Origin of the sequence: Paenibacillus glufosinatiresistens, from assembly GCF_031470375.1 — a bacterium.
GTDB classification, from domain to species: domain Bacteria; phylum Bacillota; class Bacilli; order Paenibacillales; family Paenibacillaceae; genus Paenibacillus_AQ; species Paenibacillus_AQ glufosinatiresistens.
In genome coordinates, this window is record NZ_JAVFHT010000002.1 from 209,499 (window position 1) to 225,475 (window position 15,977).

The 15,977-nt window shown below is 57.7% G+C and carries 14 protein-coding genes; 6 read left to right on the plus strand and 8 right to left on the minus strand.

What is annotated here, in order from left to right; translation table 11 throughout:
* Positions 1-93: 93 nt before the first annotated feature.
* Positions 94-2,715, minus strand: a complete 2,622-nt coding sequence (adhE, locus tag RBI05_RS04025; protein WP_150456803.1) for a bifunctional acetaldehyde-CoA/alcohol dehydrogenase — start codon at positions 2,713-2,715, stop codon at positions 94-96.
* Between the two features lie 516 nt (positions 2,716-3,231).
* Here adhE and RBI05_RS04030 point away from each other — a divergent pair.
* The 3 genes from RBI05_RS04030 to RBI05_RS04040 all read left to right on the plus strand — a co-directional run bounded on the left by RBI05_RS04030 (position 3,232) and on the right by RBI05_RS04040 (position 6,674).
* A complete protein-coding gene (locus RBI05_RS04030; protein WP_150456804.1) occupies positions 3,232-3,948 on the plus strand; it encodes a Crp/Fnr family transcriptional regulator in 717 nt (238 codons plus the stop codon).
* A gap of 215 nt (positions 3,949-4,163) precedes the next feature.
* Positions 4,164-6,104, plus strand: coding sequence for an NAD(+) synthase (locus RBI05_RS04035; protein ID WP_310550200.1), 1,941 nt, complete (start codon positions 4,164-4,166; stop codon positions 6,102-6,104).
* A gap of 156 nt (positions 6,105-6,260) precedes the next feature.
* A complete protein-coding gene (locus RBI05_RS04040; RefSeq protein WP_310550201.1) occupies positions 6,261-6,674 on the plus strand; it encodes a hypothetical protein in 414 nt (137 codons plus the stop codon).
* Here RBI05_RS04040 and RBI05_RS04045 read toward each other — a convergent pair.
* From RBI05_RS04045 to RBI05_RS04065, 5 genes are all read right to left on the minus strand, one after another.
* Positions 6,671-7,384 (minus strand): hypothetical protein, encoded by a 714-nt coding sequence (locus RBI05_RS04045; RefSeq protein WP_310550202.1) that lies wholly within the window; start codon positions 7,382-7,384, stop codon positions 6,671-6,673. The two genes, RBI05_RS04040 and RBI05_RS04045, sit on opposite strands and share 4 nt — an antisense overlap.
* Before the next feature lie 6 nt (positions 7,385-7,390).
* Positions 7,391-8,113, minus strand: a complete 723-nt coding sequence (locus tag RBI05_RS04050; RefSeq protein ID WP_150456808.1) for a hypothetical protein — start codon at positions 8,111-8,113, stop codon at positions 7,391-7,393.
* Between the two features lie 172 nt (positions 8,114-8,285).
* Positions 8,286-8,606, minus strand: coding sequence for a winged helix-turn-helix transcriptional regulator (locus RBI05_RS04055; protein WP_150456809.1), 321 nt, complete (start codon positions 8,604-8,606; stop codon positions 8,286-8,288).
* 111 nt (positions 8,607-8,717) lie between these two features.
* Positions 8,718-9,035 (minus strand): hypothetical protein, encoded by a 318-nt coding sequence (locus RBI05_RS04060; protein ID WP_150456810.1) that lies wholly within the window; start codon positions 9,033-9,035, stop codon positions 8,718-8,720.
* Positions 9,036-9,058: 23 nt separating this feature from the next.
* Complete coding sequence (locus RBI05_RS04065) at positions 9,059-9,994, minus strand: Gfo/Idh/MocA family protein (RefSeq protein ID WP_310550203.1); 936 nt, start codon at positions 9,992-9,994, stop codon at positions 9,059-9,061.
* 139 nt (positions 9,995-10,133) lie between these two features.
* Here RBI05_RS04065 and RBI05_RS04070 point away from each other — a divergent pair, with 139 nt between their 5' ends.
* Both RBI05_RS04070 and msrB read left to right on the plus strand, forming a co-directional pair.
* Complete coding sequence (locus RBI05_RS04070) at positions 10,134-10,730, plus strand: TVP38/TMEM64 family protein (protein ID WP_191089457.1); 597 nt, start codon at positions 10,134-10,136, stop codon at positions 10,728-10,730.
* A gap of 87 nt (positions 10,731-10,817) precedes the next feature.
* Entirely contained in the window at positions 10,818-11,768 is a 951-nt protein-coding gene (gene msrB / locus RBI05_RS04075; RefSeq protein WP_150456813.1) for a peptide-methionine (R)-S-oxide reductase MsrB, read from the plus strand.
* Positions 11,769-11,920: 152 nt separating this feature from the next.
* On the opposite strand, the gene RBI05_RS04080 is transcribed toward msrB, so the two are convergent.
* Positions 11,921-13,021 (minus strand): DUF4349 domain-containing protein, encoded by a 1,101-nt coding sequence (locus tag RBI05_RS04080; protein WP_310550204.1) that lies wholly within the window; start codon positions 13,019-13,021, stop codon positions 11,921-11,923.
* 323 nt (positions 13,022-13,344) lie between these two features.
* On the opposite strand from RBI05_RS04080, the gene RBI05_RS04085 reads away from it, so the two are divergent.
* Positions 13,345-13,500, plus strand: coding sequence for a DUF1540 domain-containing protein (locus RBI05_RS04085; RefSeq protein WP_150456815.1), 156 nt, complete (start codon positions 13,345-13,347; stop codon positions 13,498-13,500).
* 66 nt (positions 13,501-13,566) lie between these two features.
* Here RBI05_RS04085 and metE read toward each other — a convergent pair whose 3' ends face one another.
* Positions 13,567-15,888 (minus strand): 5-methyltetrahydropteroyltriglutamate--homocysteine S-methyltransferase, encoded by a 2,322-nt coding sequence (gene metE / locus RBI05_RS04090; RefSeq protein WP_310550205.1) that lies wholly within the window; start codon positions 15,886-15,888, stop codon positions 13,567-13,569.
* Between the last annotated feature and the right edge of the window lie 89 nt (positions 15,889-15,977).

The window sequence follows — 15,977 nt, forward strand, 5'->3', positions numbered from 1 at the left end:
AATATCACTATTATGCGATTTTTAGTGATATTTATCACGCCTTTTTGGGTCCCAATGGAATTGGCGCCCGAAGGCGCCAATCAGTGTGTCAGTTTAGTTCTCGAATCTTCCGTAGAAGGCATTGCGGTATACGTCAGCCAGTTCGCTAACAAGCGGCAGCTTCGGATTTGCAGTCGTGCATTGGTCTTCAAATGCGCGGTCAGCCAGGTAATCTACACGCGATTCAAAGTCTGCTGCATCAAAGCCCAGAGCCTGGAACGACTCTTCAATGCCGAGCTTCTTGTTCATTTCGCGGATGGCGTTGATCAGGCTTGTTACGCCTTCTTCCGTTGTACGGGCCGGCAGTCCCAGGATACGGGCGATTTCGGCATACCGTTCGTCGGCCACGAAGTGGTTGTATTTCGGGAACGAAGCGAACTTCGTCGGTTTCTTCGCATTGTAGCGGATAACATGCGGCATCAGGATGGCATTGGTACGGCCGTGAGCGGTGTGGTACTGGCCGCCCCACTTATGAGCCAAGCTGTGGTTGATGCCCAGGAATGCGTTCGCGAATGCCATACCGGCCAGGGTCGAAGCGTTGTGCATCTTCTCGCGGGCTACGCGGTCACCGGTCAGAGCCGATTTCTCCAGATTGGCGAATACGAGCTGGATGGCTTTGATAGCCAGACCGTCCGTGTAGTCGCTGGCCATTACGGATACGTAAGCTTCGATGGCGTGTGTCAGAACGTCCATACCGGTATCGGCAACGGCGTTCTTCGGCAGGCTGTATACGAACTCCGGATCAATGATGGCTACGTCTGGTGTAAGCTCATAGTCAGCCAGCGGATACTTGGTGTTGCCTCCGCCAGTCTTGTCGGTAATAACTGCGAAGGAAGTTACTTCCGAACCTGTACCCGAAGTCGTCGGAATAGCTACGAATTTCGCCTTAACGCCGAGCTTAGGATACTTGTAGACGCGTTTGCGGATATCCATGAACTTCTGCTTCAGGTTGTTGAAATCTTCGTTCGGGTATTCGTAGAACAGCCACATGCCCTTGGCAGCGTCCATCGGCGAACCTCCGCCCAGTGCGATGATGCAGTCCGGCTGGAACCGGTTCATCATGGCAGTTCCCTTCTCAACCGTTGTCGTCGAAGGATCCGGTTCAACTTCGGAGAACACTTCGATGGCAACCGGAGTCTGCCGCTGACGGAGATAATGTTCTACTCTTTCTACATAGCCCAGTTTAACCATCATCGGGTCAGTGATGATTGCTACACGGGTAATGTCAGGCATTTTGGCGAGATATTGAGTGGCGCCTTTTTCAAAGTAGATTTTGTCCGGTACTTTAAACCATTGCATATTCACGGTACGACGATTCACCCTTTTCACGTTGATCAGGTTGATGGCAGTAACGTTCTGCGATACGGAGTTGCGTCCGTAAGATCCGCAGCCCAGGGTCAGCGAAGCGATGTTCGTGTTATAGATGTCGCCGATGGCACCGTGTGTCGATGGCGAGTTCACGAGAATACGTCCGGTCTGCAGACGGTGGGAGAACTTCATGATTACTTCTTCGTTGTTGGAGTGGATCGCGGAGCTGTGGCCCATGCCTCCGAATTCAACGATCTGTGCCGCACGCTCAATACCCTGATCGGCATTCTTGACTTTGTAGCAAGCCAGTACCGGGCTCAGCTTCTCGGCGGACAGCGGGAATTTCGGTCCTACGCCTTCCAGTTCGGCTACGAGAATCTTCGTTCCGGCCGGAACCTGGATGCCGCACATTTCGGCGATCTTGACAGCGGATTGACCGACGATAGCCGGGTTAACGGCACATTTCTCGGCGATCATTGCGCCGCTTGTCAGCTTGGCAGCTTCTTCCTTGTTCACGAAGTAGCAGCCGTTCGCAATCATCTTCTTCTTCACTTGGTCGAAAATAGCTTCTTCAATAATAACAGCCTGCTCGGATGCGCAGATCATGCCGTTGTCGAATGTCTTGGACAGGATAATGTCGGTAACCGCCTGGTCGATGTCGGCGCTCTTCTCAATGAAGGCCGGAACGTTGCCGGGGCCTACGCCGAGAGCCGGTTTGCCGCAGCTGTAAGCGGCCTTGACCATTGCCGAACCGCCAGTTGCCAGAATCAGCGCAACGTCCTTGTTGTTCATCAGGGCGTTGGTCTTATCCATGGTCGGCATTTCGATCCATTGGATACAGTTCTCAGGGGCGCCGGCCGCTACTGCTGCGTCATGCAGGATCTTCGCTGCTGCCGCGCTGCACTCTTGCGCCGACGGGTGGAAACCGAATATAATAGGATTACGTGTCTTAGCTGCAATCAACGCCTTGAACATCGTGGTGGATGTAGGGTTGGTTACCGGTGTGATACCCATTACAATGCCGACCGGCTCGGCAATCTTCTGGAAGCTGTCGTAAGGGTTATCTTCAATAACGCCTACTGTCTTGTCGTACTTGATGCCGTGCCAGATATATTCCGTTGCAAAGATGTTCTTTGTGATTTTGTCTTCGTATACGCCGCGTCCCGTTTCTTCAACCGCCAGTTTCGCCAGATACATGTGCTTGTCGAGCCCGGCCAGTGCCATAGCATGTACGATCTTGTCGACTTGCTCTTGATCCAGGTTCATGTAGGCTTCCTGCGCCACCAACGCTTTATCTACCAAAGTCTGAATATACTCTTCAGCGGTAGGCTGCTTTACTTGGGCGGCCACTTCATTCTTAACTGCCATGTCTCTCGTCCTCCTGTAAATTTGTGGTTGTTTCTCTCTACACATTGATCATAACACAGCTTCTCCGTCTTGTATAGTGAAATCTTTCACAAAGTATAAAATTTTTTTGCTTTCTTTTCAAAGCGCTTACATTTTAGTTTCCGATACGTTTACTTCTTCCTCTGCAACGGCAACGTATGATAACTCTTCCGGCTCGGCCCTTCTCCAGCGTACCTTATCGGGGTGTTCCATAGTACGCTCCCGGTTCCCAGGCATTCCTCTCATCCGTGGCTGCATCGTCTTTCGGCCACCTTGATTTTGCACCCTTATATAGAAGACAAAATCCTGTTCATGCGTTGGCGGGGGAGATTCAACTCGACAGAATGGCCGGTCACCGCGCCCTGCATTAGTGAAAATAATCACAATGTTGAAAAATCGACACTTTTTCCGTGTCTTTTGTCACCCATTATGAGGAATTTCATGTATAATTAATTTAAAATTTACTGAAAAACTGAGGGAATAAAGGGGATGTCGATTATGAACGACCATTATAATGTTATCGAAGCCCACGGAAACACCAACTGTTTCTCCGAACAGAACTTCAATCGGCTGCTGGTTACCATGAAAGAACGCGTTGTACCGGAAGGCTCTCACCTGTTCTGGGAAGGCGATTATTCCGATAAGCTATTCTATATCAAGCGGGGGCGCGTCAAGCTGACCAAGTCAACCGACGAAGGCAAGGAACTTATTCTGTATATGTACCAGACCGGCGATATGGTAGGCCAGGCCGATCCCTTCTTCAGCACCAAGCACAGCTTCACGGCCGAAGTGATTGAAGAAAGCGAAGTCGGGGTGATTGAGCATAAGGATCTGGAAATTCTGATCTGCCAGCATTGCGATTTTGCCATCGACTTTATGAAGTGGATGGGCATTCATCACCGGTTGACGCAGACCAAGTTCCGCGATCTGATGATGTACGGCAAACCGGGAGCGCTCTGCTCCACGCTTATTCGCCTCGGCAACACTTACGGCGAGAAGAACGGCGACTCCATTCTGATCAACAAAAAGATCACGCATACGGATCTCTCCAACATGATCGGAGCCACGCGCGAAAGTGTGAACCGGATGCTCAGCGACCTCCGCAAGAAGGACGCCGTCGAGTATGAGAACGGCATGATTGTCATCAAAGACCTTGGGATGCTCCAGGATATCTGCCACTGTGAACTTTGTCCCAACGAAATTTGCCGCATCTAGTTCTTTCGGTTATTACCCCCTACTCACCTCAGTGAAACGGACCGTTTCAAAAAATCCGGCGCCCTTATCGGGCGCCCTTTTTTTGTCCGGTTATTTCCCCTCCTTAACGGGGTACTAAGAATAGAAAAGAGCCTTTGATTTATGCTAAATTGGATAAAGCGTCAAAAGACCGACCATCTTAATCTGCGGACTATGAAGAAGAGGACTGGTGAACCATGCATAATTACGATTTCTCCCGAGTCGCCGCCGCATCGCCTGAAATGCGGGTCGCCGACTGCGAGTTCAACACCGCACACATTCTGGAAGTCATAGACCAGGCCGAAGCCCGCCAGGTCGAATACCTGGTCTTTCCGGAGCTCTGCATCACCGGCTATTCCTGCGGGGATCTGTTCATGCAGCGGAGACTGCTTGACTCCGCCAAGGATTCGCTGGTGCGGATTGCCGAGGCAACCGCAGGCAAGTCCATGATCGTGGTTGTCGGACTCCCGCTTGAAATCCGCGGCCGCCTGTTCAACAGCGCTGCCGTGCTCCAGAACGGCTCAATCCTCGGGGTCGTGCCGAAGACCTGCATACCCGGCTACAGCGAATTCTACGAGCCACGCTGGTTCGCCGGTGCGGAAGAGCTGGAAGCCTCCGAGCTGCTGATCGGCGGCCGCCGGATTCCGATCGGCGCGGATCTGCTGTTCGTCTGCGAGAATGAGGCCAATCTGGTCTTCGGCGTGGAAATCTGCGAAGACCTCTGGGTGCCGATTCCGCCGAGCAGCCGGTTGGCCCAGGCCGGCGCCGTCATGGTCTTCAACCCGTCCGCCAGCAATGAGCTGGTCGGGAAGGCGGACTACCGGCGGCAGCTGGTGGCCAGCCAGTCCGCTTCCTGCGTGGCGGGCTATGTCTATGCCGCCAGCAACACGGGCGAATCGACCACCGACGTCGTCTTCGGCGGTCATTCCCTGATTGCCGAGAACGGCCAGATGCTGGCCGAATCGGACCGTTTTACCCATGAGAGCCGTCTGACCGTAGCCGATCTGGATATTTCGCGCATCCACTTCTCCCGGATCATCATGGGGACCTTCCGCGGCGGGTACGGCAGCGGAGATTACCGCGAGATCGGGTTCGCCGATCCGTCCGTCCGGAATGCCGAGCCCCGCAAGCTGGAGCGCCGCGTGGTGCCGAATCCTTTTGTGCCGGGCAATCCGGAACTGCGGAATGAACGCTGCCAAGAGATTCTCGCCATTCAGACCTCGGGCCTCATGAAGCGCATCCGCCATATCGGAACGAAGCAGGCCGTCATCGGCATTTCCGGCGGTCTCGATTCCACGCTTGCCCTGCTCGTAGCCGTCCGGGCAATGGAACAGCTGGGCCGCCCGGCAAGCGATGTCCTTGCGGTTACCATGCCGGGCTTCGGCACCACGAACCGGACCTACGATAACGCGGTCGGCTTGATCCACGCGCTCGGCGCGTCGATGAAGGTGGTCGACATCAAGGCAGCCTGCCTCCAGCATTTTGCCGATATCGGCCATGATCCCGATGTGCATGACCTGACCTACGAGAATGTCCAAGCCCGCGAACGCACACAGATTCTGATGGATCTCGCCAACAAGAACGGCGGCATCGTAGTGGGAACGGGCGACCTCTCCGAGCTCGCGCTCGGCTGGTGCACGTACAATGGCGACCACATGTCGATGTACAGCGTGAACTCCGGCATTCCGAAGACGCTGATTAAATTCGTCGTTCAGTGGTACGCCGACTACGAGGCCGACGAGACGGCTCGCAAGTATCTGCATGATATTATCGCGACCGGCATCAGTCCCGAACTTCTGCCGCCGTCCGCGACGGGAGAAATCGTTCAGCTGACCGAGAACATCCTCGGGTCCTACGATGTGCACGATTTCTACCTGTACTACATGCTGAGAACAGGCGCTCCGCCGGCCAAAATTCTCTATCTGGCCGAGCATGCCTTCGAGGGGACGTTCCCGCGCGAGCAGCTGCTGGAATGGATGAAGGTGTTCTACAGCCGCTTCTTCTCCCAGCAGTTCAAGCGCTCTTGTCTGCCGGACGGGCCGAAGGTCGGTACGGTCAGCCTCTCTCCACGCGGCGACTGGCGCATGCCAAGCGACGCTTCGGCTGCGCTGTGGCTGAAAGAAGTCGAGGCGCTCTAGAGGTAAGGGTACTCTAGAGATAGAGATGCCGGCATTTCCGCCCGCAACCTCAAAGTCCAAAAAAGATCCGCATCTTCCCTCGGGAAGGTGCGGATCTTTTGCATGCAGAGCCGTAAAGCTCAGGTATACTGGCAGTGGAAAGGAGAATGGATGGCAATGAAAATATTTCTGAAGCTGAATGGCTTAGCCCTTCTCTACGGAATCGGGTGCTGGATTCCCGCCGAATTGTTCGTCAATGTGTACCGTATCCAGCGGATTTGGAAGCTCCAGCATACTTATCTATTCATCTGGTTCCTGGTGATTTCGGCTGGTCTCGCAGGAACGCGGCTGGTCTATGCGCTAACCGAGCGCTGGCTCGGCCACACCCGGCTTAAATATCTGCTGATGCTGCTCTGGATTCCCTATTTCATCCTCCTGATTCTGGGCTTCGCCGAGCTGTATCCCATTCATGATCCCGCCGAGGTTCCCCTTCCGGCCATCGGCCTTGTCCTTATCGCCTGGTGCATGGTTTACCCGTTCTGCATTGCAGCAGTCAACGCGGCTGTCGATATCCGCCGAAGCCAGGCTTAACGCTCCAACAGAGCAATCTCCACTCCCACTTCATCCTGCGGCCTCAGCTTCATGTCGATGCCTCCTGCCAGCAGCAGCTTGCCGTTGACCTTCAGCTTCCAGGCCCACTCCCCGGACGGCATATAGCCCTCGACTTCACCGATGCCCCGGCCGTTCTCGTCCAGGTTCACGGCACCGCTATGAAGGAGCAGGCTGCGAACCGTCATCTCTTCCGCATACGGGTACACGTAGCTGTGGCTAAGCTCCTGACGCTCCCTGCCGCCGCTGACGGAGAGCAGCACGTACTGCCCGGTAGAACCGGAGTTCTCCGGTTCGGCAGACAGCGTCAGGTGATCGCCCGGCGCCAGCTTGCGGTCCCAATCGTCCGCTTTCAGCGGGTCGCCGTTCAGCTTGAGGCGCCAGGAGAGGCCGGGAACCAGAGTGATTTTGCTGACCCCCGCAATGCTTCGGCCGTCATTCGAGAAATGGGCAACCCCGCTCTCGGACAGCAGGTCGCGAACCGTCATGCCTTCCCGGTACAAGTCGCCCGGCCGCAGGCTCCCGCTCTCTTTCAGTGTGCTTCCGTTCACTTCGTAAGAGAGGGTCGGGCGGATATTTCCCGCCGAGCCCGTCCCTTCGTTCTTGTTCGTATCGTTCAACGAGCAGCCGGCTGCCCCCAGCAGCAGAAGCACCAAAAGGCAGAGGCCGGCAGTCTTCCGTATCGGGTTCATCTCTGGTCACCTTCCTACAAAGACCGGATCCAGATAAATCCGCTCTCCTCCCGAAGGCTTCAGGTAGGCGCCAAGAGCGATGAAATCCAGTCTGCGCACGTATACTCCCGTCATCCATCTGACCTGCACGCTCCCTCCCTCCGATTCATAGCGAACCGTAGGCGCCGGGAGCCATTGCTGAAAAATCCCAATTCCGCGCGTACTCCGCGGACGGCACTCATAGGGACGGTCATGGAGTCCGCTTCTACTCCAATAAGTCGGAACCAAATAAGCGGCGATATCGGCCAGTTCCTCCCCGTTCCAGAACAATTCGTCCCGCAGGAGCGGGTGAAGCAGCATCGTCTTCTCGAACTGCGACCACACGGAAGCCTGAAGCGCCAGGCTGCACAGCTCTACCGGGCTGGAGAGCGGGTCTCTCTCAGGAACGCCGGCTCCGTCAGGGCCGATGGGCGGTGCGGCGATCCCGCAGCCGATGCATTTCCAGCCCAGGCTGCTCTTGATCCACTTCTGAAGCAGTGTTCCGGGTTCTTCACTCCCCGCTCCGTACAGACGCCGGATGTCTTCGAGCCCAAGACCGGTAGAGGCCTGCCACCAGCCGTCGGGGTAATACCCGCTCAGAAGCGCGAACGCTTTGCTGTATATGCGCTGCACCCGAACGGAGGCAGTCCGAAGCTCTAAGATGTCCTTCTCGGCATAGCGGATATCGGCTGCTGTCAACAGGGTATTCATACGGCATCGCCTCCCAGTGTCGTTGTTACGGCAGGGACCAATTTTTGGTAAGCGCTTCCACGTTTAGTTGTACTTTTAACTATCTCATGATTTGAACACGGGCGCAACTGCCCGGCTGAAGAAACGACGCAACTCCGCAATCTTCATTCTCCAACCGAGCACACCCCCGCCCCTATTTAATCCACTCTTCCGCCCAAAGCTGAATCTGACTCATGACCGGCTTCAGAGCACGGCCCTTGTCCGTCAATTCGTATTCGATCCTTACCGGCGTCTCGGGATAGACGTGCCGAACCAGAATGCCCTCGCACTCCAGGTCCTTCATCCGCTCGGAGAGCATCTTGTCGCTCATCGAGGGAATCAGACCGGATATATCCTTGAACCGTTTCGGGCCATCCATCAGCGACTGAATAATCAGCCCGTTCCAACGTTTGCCCAGAAAGGAAAAAGCCGTCTCGAACCGGGGACACATCTTCGTCATATGCGGTTCTGCCATTCCATTTCACTCCTCTTGTCCATCCAAAACTTACGTTTAGTTAGTATATATAATTTTAACATATTTTGGCCCTGCTGAAAACGGCTTGCGCAAAAAAAGGCGATTCCAGATTCAGGCCTGCTTCCCGGGGCCGGCTGCGATGGCTTCGCTGACGACAAACGCCAGATCGTCATTTCCGAACAGCGACAGCACGCCCAGCACGGTATCGTTGGAAATATCCCCCGCCTCGTCCGCCGGAACCGTCAGCGCCAGAGCCCTGTCCAAAGCGGGATTCTCCCCTTGATTGGGATAGGCGCGCAAGTAGAGCTCCTTCGGGTCCAATCCCCGATTGACGCACCACTGGGCAAAAACCAGAATCATCATCTCTTCTTCCTGCCGGTACGTCTCAATGATCCGCTCTTCTACAGCTTTGCGGGTCTCGTCTTCCATCTGCCGATTCCTCCTGAAGTTCATTATCCGCGGGACAGCCGGTCCGCCAGCTTATGCGCTGTCAGCACACGGCCCGCCCCGATGCTGCAGCCCGAGGGCTGCCCGATGTGATCCAGAAAATGCGCAACCGCACCGCTGAAGCCCCGTCGGTCCAAAAGGGTATCCCAGCTGCCGCAGCCCAGCGTGCGGGCCGGACGGCTCTTCTCCTGAAGAATAGCCTGTTCCATATCCTGAACGATCGCCGAACGGCCCTCTCCGTGCAGCTCCAGCCGCTCGGCATCGGCTCCGCTGTCGCGGGCCATCCCGAATTGTCCAAGCGCTCCCTGCCATTCCAGCGAACCCGAAACCCGGAGCAGCCGTCCTTCCCCGTCGCGGAGCAGCCGGGCGCCTTCCAGCGCCGCCTCGTCGCCGCCCAGCCACAGCAGCAGATCCAGCATGTGGATCAGGTCGTCATGTACCGTCTCTCTGGCCGTGAGCGGCTGCAATCCCGTGCGGTGCTTGTAAGCGGTCAGGAAGCCGGGACGGCCCGCCTGTTCCACCCACTCTCGGGCCTGGAGGTACAGAGGGGCGAATCTGCGGTTGAAGCCGACGGCAAGCAGCAGGCCCTTCTCTTCGGCGCTCTGCGCCATTTCGGCTGACTCTTCGAGCCGGTAGGACAGCGGCTTGTCCACATACACGGCTTTGCCCCGTTCCAGACATTTCATAACCATATCATAATGGACAGGCGTCGGGCTGTGAATAAATACGGCGTCAATCTCCCAATCCAGCATTTCTTCCAGCGATACGGTTCCCCGGGGAAGCCGGTACTGCTGCACCGTCCGCTCCACGGTGGCCGGCGAAGAACTGAGCACGCCCGCGATCTCGACACGGCGAAGCTGCGACAGGAGCGGCAGGTATACTTTGCGGGCGATATCGCCCAGGCCTGCGATTGCAATGCGTATAGGTTGATCCGGTACCATTCTTATCGACCTCCGGCTGATGCGCCTCTTTCTTACCAGCATAGTATAAGAAAGCCCCTTCTGTACACCTGAACCGCTTCAAAAAGCAGGCGGCGTCCGGTATGATGAGGGAATGAGAACCCTTAAGAACGAGTCTTCGATGAGACCATGGCTCGCTGTCCTTGTTTATGTTATGGTGCTGGGCGCGGCGTTTATGTACAGACATCCGATTTTGGACTGGCTGGAGCGGGGGCATCCTCCGCTGCTCGGGCTGGCCGCGGCGATTGCCCTGGCGCTGTTTCCGATAATGCCCTATAAAGCGGTTATCGCCCTGTTCGGCTATGCGTACGGCAGTCTCGTCGGCGGACTGCTCTGCTGGCTGGCGACCACCGTATCGTCGACCGCGTTCTACGCCTTTGCCCGCTGGCTGCTACGCAGCCGGGCGGAGGCGTGGCTGGAGAAGCGGCCGCGGGTGCAGCGGTGGTCGGACGCGGCGCGCCGGCGTCCCTTTGCCTCCCTGGTTGCTGCCAGGCTATTGCCTTTTATTCCCCAAATTGCCGTCAATGTCAGCGCCGGGGCGGCGGGCATCCCGTTCGTTACTTTTCTCGTCGCCTCCGGCATCGGCAAGCTTCCGGCCATTGCCGCATTCGCCCTGCTCGGCGGAACTGCCCGCCAGCATCCCGGCACGGCGGCTGCGGTGCTGGCCTTGTATGCGGCTGCGGCAGGAGCGGTGATTCTGTCACTCCGGCGGCAATGAGAGTTGGAAATTCGCAATTTAATGGTCTACAATTAATTCTGACAATGTGATACACTTCATTGACTACAGAGCTTGGAGGGATTAGCAATGAGCGAGAAAGCGACATTCGCGGGCGGCTGCTTCTGGTGCATGGTGTCTCCGTTCGAGGAGCTGCCGGGTATTCTGGACGTGGTGTCCGGCTATACCGGCGGGCATACATCCAACCCGACCTATGAAGAGGTCTGCTCGGAGACCACAGGACATGTAGAAGCGGTTCAGATTACGTTTGATCCTGCGATTTTCCCATACCGGAAGCTGCTCGAGCTGTTCTGGCAGCAGATTGATCCGACCGACGCCGGCGGGCAGTTCCATGACCGCGGTTCTTCTTATCAGACGGCTATCTTCGTCCACAGCGACGAGCAGCGGCGGGAAGCCGAGGCATCGAAGGCGGAGCTGGAGAAGAGCGGGCGGTTCGACAAGCCGATCGTAACGCCGATTCTTGAGGCGGCGCCTTTCTATCCGGCCGAGGACTACCATCAGGGCTATCACCGCAAAAATGCCGGCCACTATAAGCGCTACCGCAAGGCCTCCGGCCGCGAAGCCTTCATTGAGACCCACTGGGGGCACAAGGAAGATCCGGAGAGCCTCCGGAACCGGCTGACGCCGCTCCAGTATGAAGTCACGCAGAACAGCGCGACCGAATCCCCGTTCCGCAATGAATTCTGGGACCACCACGGCGAAGGAATTTATGTGGATATTGTATCGGGCGAACCGCTGTTCAGCTCCCGGGACAAATACGACTCGGGCTGCGGATGGCCAAGCTTCACCCGGCCGATCCGCGATTACTCCGTCAAGGAGAAGACCGATCTCAGCCATATGATGATCCGGACCGAGGTGCGCAGCCGGGAAGCCGACTCTCATCTGGGGCATGTCTTCCCCGACGGGCCGGGACCGGAAGGCCTGCGGTACTGCATCAACTCCGCCGCCCTCCGCTTCATTCCGAAGGAAGAACTGGAGAAGGAAGGCTACGGCGAGTACAGCGTGTTGTTCCAGGACTAAGCTGTTCCAGAACTATGGCGTTCCACGCCTACCTTCCGTCAAAATCAACGGCAGTCCCCGATCCGCCTCAGGCGAACCGGGGACTGCCGTTTTGCCGTGAACGAGCCGCGCACCGGCAGCAGCCGGCCAATTCGCGTCCGCCCGGCCCCTGCCTAGCGCTGACCGTCCTCTTCGGAGCTTCCTTCCGGAAGATCGTCTTCTCCGGAAGGAAGAGGCGGATTGGACAGCGGAATAGCTGCTGCGCCGTTATCCGGGTCCGGGCGCCGGGACCGCTGTTGACCCCGCCGTCTTAGAAGCAGGAAGACCGCCAGAGCCGCTCCGGCAAGAAGAAGAACCGGCAGCGCTGCTGCGAAGAAGACGAACAGCCACTGGGCGAATGCCGACAGTCCGCTCAGTGTTCCGGACAGAGCATCTCCGGCCCGGCCGACCAGTGACGGGCTCTCCTTCTTCTCCAAGCCGCCGGCCCCGCCGCTCTGATAAAGATGCATTTCAATCGTGGAATACCGGACGTTCTGATCAATATAGCGCATCCGTCCCTTGATCCGTTCGATCTCTTCCTGAACTTTGTTCAATTCATTGGCGAACGCCACCAGATCGGAAGCCTTGGTCGCCTTCTTCATGAAAGCCGCGTACTGCGTCTCCAGCAGTTCTTTGGCCCCGAGTCTCGCTTCCAGATCGACGTATTCCTCCGTGACATCGAAGCCTTTCAGGCTGCGCTCCATGGAGGCATGCGGAATCTTCTCCAGCTTGGCGAGCAGGGAGGAGAACCCTTGGGCCGGCACCTTGAAGGTGAAGGTTCCGCCTCTGGCTTCTTTCGAAGCGCTCTCCGAGAACTGGACGATGTAGCCTCCGGCCGCGCGGACCGTGTCCTCCACCTTAGAGGAGGCCGACTCATAATCCTCCACTTCCATCTCGAAGGAAGCATGATAGACCAGCTTCTTGCTAACTGCATCCGCTTCCCCCGGACCTGCTGCCATCTCTTGGGCCCCCGTGTTCCCGCCCTCCGCTCCAAGTCCGGCTTCGTCCACATCCATCTTGCTTGCCGAATTTCCTACTTCTGCGCTTGCGGCTTTCGCTTCAGGGGCCGCTTCTGTAACCGCCGCCTGGTTGTTGACACCGCCTCCCGCTCCGTCGCCCGAAGCAGCCGAATGGGACCGGGTGTCCGCATCATTGCCCGAGCCGCAGCCCCCGAGCGCCAGGACCAGCATCAGCAATCCTGCCTGTAATCCGTTCCTTAGACCCCGCTTTGTCATTGTAACGCCTCCGCCTCATCCGCGGTCTGTCCGCGTTTAGTCGAACCGGCGATCTCCCGTCGTTCCGTTCTTTGTCTGCAGGCGGAAGAAGAGCTCCGGTTGATCCCTAGACGTTTCCAGCGTCTGGAAGGTTGCGGACCGTCCTCTGATTTTTGCGCCTGGCCGCGGACCTTTCTTCTTGATATAATGGAAGCGTTACCGCGAGGTCAACAAGAAAAAGCCCTTGCATGCTCGGCATGAGGGCGTCCGGGTCTCCCGGGAGTCAAGCTCCACCTTGCTCCCGCAGGGACCGCTGCTATGAATAAGAACAGGAGGTGAAAGACATGGCACAAGGCGTCGTGTGCGAGGTGAACACTTGCACTCACTGGGCAGAAGAGAACAAGTGCAGCGCAGAATCCATCTTCGTTGCGTTCAACGCTCACAAGGAAGCGGCCAACCGCGCGGAGGAGACAGACTGCAAAACCTTTGAAAGCAAATAAGCTATACCTAAGCCATACTTCCGGCCAAGAAGGGACCCTCCACGGTTCCTTCTTTTCATTTTTATTTTAGCAGCAATGAGAATGATTATCAAGATCATTTTGTTGCCGGACCAGCTCGGCCCGGGCCCTGCGGGCAGCCTCCACCATGTGCCGGAGCGAGGCCTCGGTCTCGGCCCAGCCGCGCGTTTTGAGACCGCAGTCGGGATTGATCCAGAACTGTCCGGGGGCCAGCACCCGAAGGGCCCGTTCGATGCCGGACAGCATGCTCTCCGTATCCGGCACTTGGGGACTGTGGATATCATAGACGCCCAGGCCGATACCCTTGCGGTAGCGGTTGCCTTCAAAGGCCGAGACCAGTTCTCCGTGGCTCCGCGAGGATTCGATCGAGATAACGTCGGCATCCAGAGCGTCGATCGCATCGATCATGTCGCTGAACTCGCAGTAGCACATATGGGTATGAATCTGGGTAGCCGGCCGGACCGGGCTTGTGGCGATGCGGAAAGCCCGGACCGCCCAACGGAGATAATCCTCCCGCTTATCCGGCTTCAGCGGCATTCCTTCCCGCAGAGCGGGCTCATCCACCTGAATCAGGCCGATCCCCGCTTCCTCCAGCGCGAGCACTTCCTGCCGCAGCGCCAGCGCAATCTGGCCGGCGATCCGCTCGCGGCTGATGTCGTCGCGAAGGAAGGACCAGGCCAGTATCGTAACCGGACCGGTGAGCATCCCTTTGACGGGAGAGGACGTCAGCGACTGGGCATAAGCGGTCTCCTCCACAGTCATCGGGCCTCCCCAGGCCACGTCCCCGTAGATAATCGGCGGCTTCACGCAGCGGGAGCCGTAGGACTGTACCCATCCCCCGCGGGTGAAGAGGAACCCGTCCAGCTTCTCCCCGAAGAATTCCACCATATCGGTTCGTTCAAACTCCCCGTGGACCAGGACATCCAGGCCGATATCCTCCTGTCTGCCGATCGCTTCCCGGATCTGTCCGCGGATGAACGATTGATAGCGTTCGTTCTCCCAATCGCCTCGCCGCCACTTGAGGCGGGCCTGCCGGACGTCCGCCGTCTGCGGGAAGCTGCCGATCGTCGTGGTCGGCAGAACCGGGAGCTTCCAGCGAAGACGCTGCAGCTCGGCCCGCCGCTCGAAGGATTCGCTTCGGCGCTCCGAGGCTTCGGTCAGCCCCGCTTCGAGAGCCGCCACATCGGCCCGGTTCCGTTCAGGCAGCGCCCGCAGAACCGCCAGCGCCGCCCGGCTCTTCCCCTGTTCCGCCGCCTCCCCTCCCCCGGCCGCTTCGCCCAGCTGCCGGAGCTCCTCCAGCTTCTCGTCGGCAAAAGCCAGCGCAGCCCTTACCTCCGGCTTCAGCTCCGTCTCGGTCCGGACGGTGACCGGCACATGCAGCAGGCTGCACGACGGCTGCAGGAGCAGCCTTTCGGCAGGAACCGCCGCCAGCAGCCGCTCCGCGATTGCCGACAGCGCCTCCGGGTCGGCGCGCCAAATTCCTCTCCCGTCAATCACCCCTGCAGCCAATGTTTTGTCTTCCGGCCAGCCGCTGCGCTCTATGAAGCGGAGAGTCGCCCCGCCGTCATGGACCAAGTCCAGGCCCAGACCGGCTACAGGCAGCTTCAGAAGCTCCTCCAGCGGCTCTGCCGCCTCAAAATAGGTCTGAATCAGCAGCTTCAGACCCGGGGCCTCAGCCGCAAGACTGCCGTATATCCTCTGCAGAAGGCGGAGGTCGCCGGGTGCCAGTCCGGTTACAATCGCCGGCTCGTCGATCTGCACCCATTCCGCTCCTTCTGCCTCCAGTTCCTTCAGTATCCGGGCATACACCGGGAGGAATCGTTCCGCTTGGCTCCCGATTCCTTCCGGCCCGCAGCCCTTGGAGAGCTTCAGGAAGGTATAGAGCCCGACCAATACCGGACGGCCGTGGATGCCGGCCCGCTCCCGGGCGGCGCGGAACGCTTCCAGCGGCTTGTTCCAGAGCAGTTCCGGCTGCGCGTCTCCGAGCTCCGGAACGATGTAATGATAATTCGTGTTGAACCATTTCGTCATTTCGCAGGCAGCCGCTCCTTCGCGTCCGCGGGCCATGGCATAATACAGTTCCCGGCTGACCGGTCTCCCGGGAACAGCGCCGAAGCGCTTGGGGATAACGCCCATCATGACGGCCATATCAAGCATGTGGTCGTAATAAGTGAACTCGCCGACCGGGATCACATCCAGACCTGCCGCCTTCTGCTTCAGCCAATTCTCCGTCTCTCTGGCCTGAAGCCGCTTGTCCAGTTCCGCCTCCCCTATGTCTCCGCGCCAATAGGCTTCCAGCGCCGTCTTCCACTCGCGGTTCTCTCCAATCCGCGGATATCCCAGATTGCCTGTCCTGATCCGGCTTCCCATCTCTCCCACACTCCTCTTGAGAATTGATACAGTACCTGTTGATTGACTCACAAACTCGTTGTTATAAGAATCGGACTCTTCATACTTCG

Excerpts from the sequence above, each read along its gene's own strand:
- adhE (WP_150456803.1), bottom strand. The coding sequence starts at position 2,715 with ATGGCAGTTAAGAATGAAGTGGCCGCCCAAGTAAAGCAGCCTACCGCT.
- RBI05_RS04030 (WP_150456804.1), top strand. The coding sequence starts at position 3,232 with ATGAACGACCATTATAATGTTATCGAAGCCCACGGAAACACCAACTGT.
- RBI05_RS04035 (WP_310550200.1), top strand. The coding sequence starts at position 4,164 with ATGCATAATTACGATTTCTCCCGAGTCGCCGCCGCATCGCCTGAAATG.
- RBI05_RS04040 (WP_310550201.1), top strand. The coding sequence starts at position 6,261 with ATGAAAATATTTCTGAAGCTGAATGGCTTAGCCCTTCTCTACGGAATC.
- RBI05_RS04045 (WP_310550202.1), bottom strand. The coding sequence starts at position 7,384 with ATGAACCCGATACGGAAGACTGCCGGCCTCTGCCTTTTGGTGCTTCTG.
- RBI05_RS04050 (WP_150456808.1), bottom strand. The coding sequence starts at position 8,113 with ATGAATACCCTGTTGACAGCAGCCGATATCCGCTATGCCGAGAAGGAC.
- RBI05_RS04055 (WP_150456809.1), bottom strand. The coding sequence starts at position 8,606 with ATGGCAGAACCGCATATGACGAAGATGTGTCCCCGGTTCGAGACGGCT.
- RBI05_RS04060 (WP_150456810.1), bottom strand. The coding sequence starts at position 9,035 with ATGGAAGACGAGACCCGCAAAGCTGTAGAAGAGCGGATCATTGAGACG.
- RBI05_RS04065 (WP_310550203.1), bottom strand. The coding sequence starts at position 9,994 with ATGGTACCGGATCAACCTATACGCATTGCAATCGCAGGCCTGGGCGAT.
- RBI05_RS04070 (WP_191089457.1), top strand. The coding sequence starts at position 10,134 with ATGAGACCATGGCTCGCTGTCCTTGTTTATGTTATGGTGCTGGGCGCG.
- msrB (WP_150456813.1), top strand. The coding sequence starts at position 10,818 with ATGAGCGAGAAAGCGACATTCGCGGGCGGCTGCTTCTGGTGCATGGTG.
- RBI05_RS04080 (WP_310550204.1), bottom strand. The coding sequence starts at position 13,021 with ATGACAAAGCGGGGTCTAAGGAACGGATTACAGGCAGGATTGCTGATG.
- RBI05_RS04085 (WP_150456815.1), top strand. The coding sequence starts at position 13,345 with ATGGCACAAGGCGTCGTGTGCGAGGTGAACACTTGCACTCACTGGGCA.
- metE (WP_310550205.1), bottom strand. The coding sequence starts at position 15,888 with ATGGGAAGCCGGATCAGGACAGGCAATCTGGGATATCCGCGGATTGGA.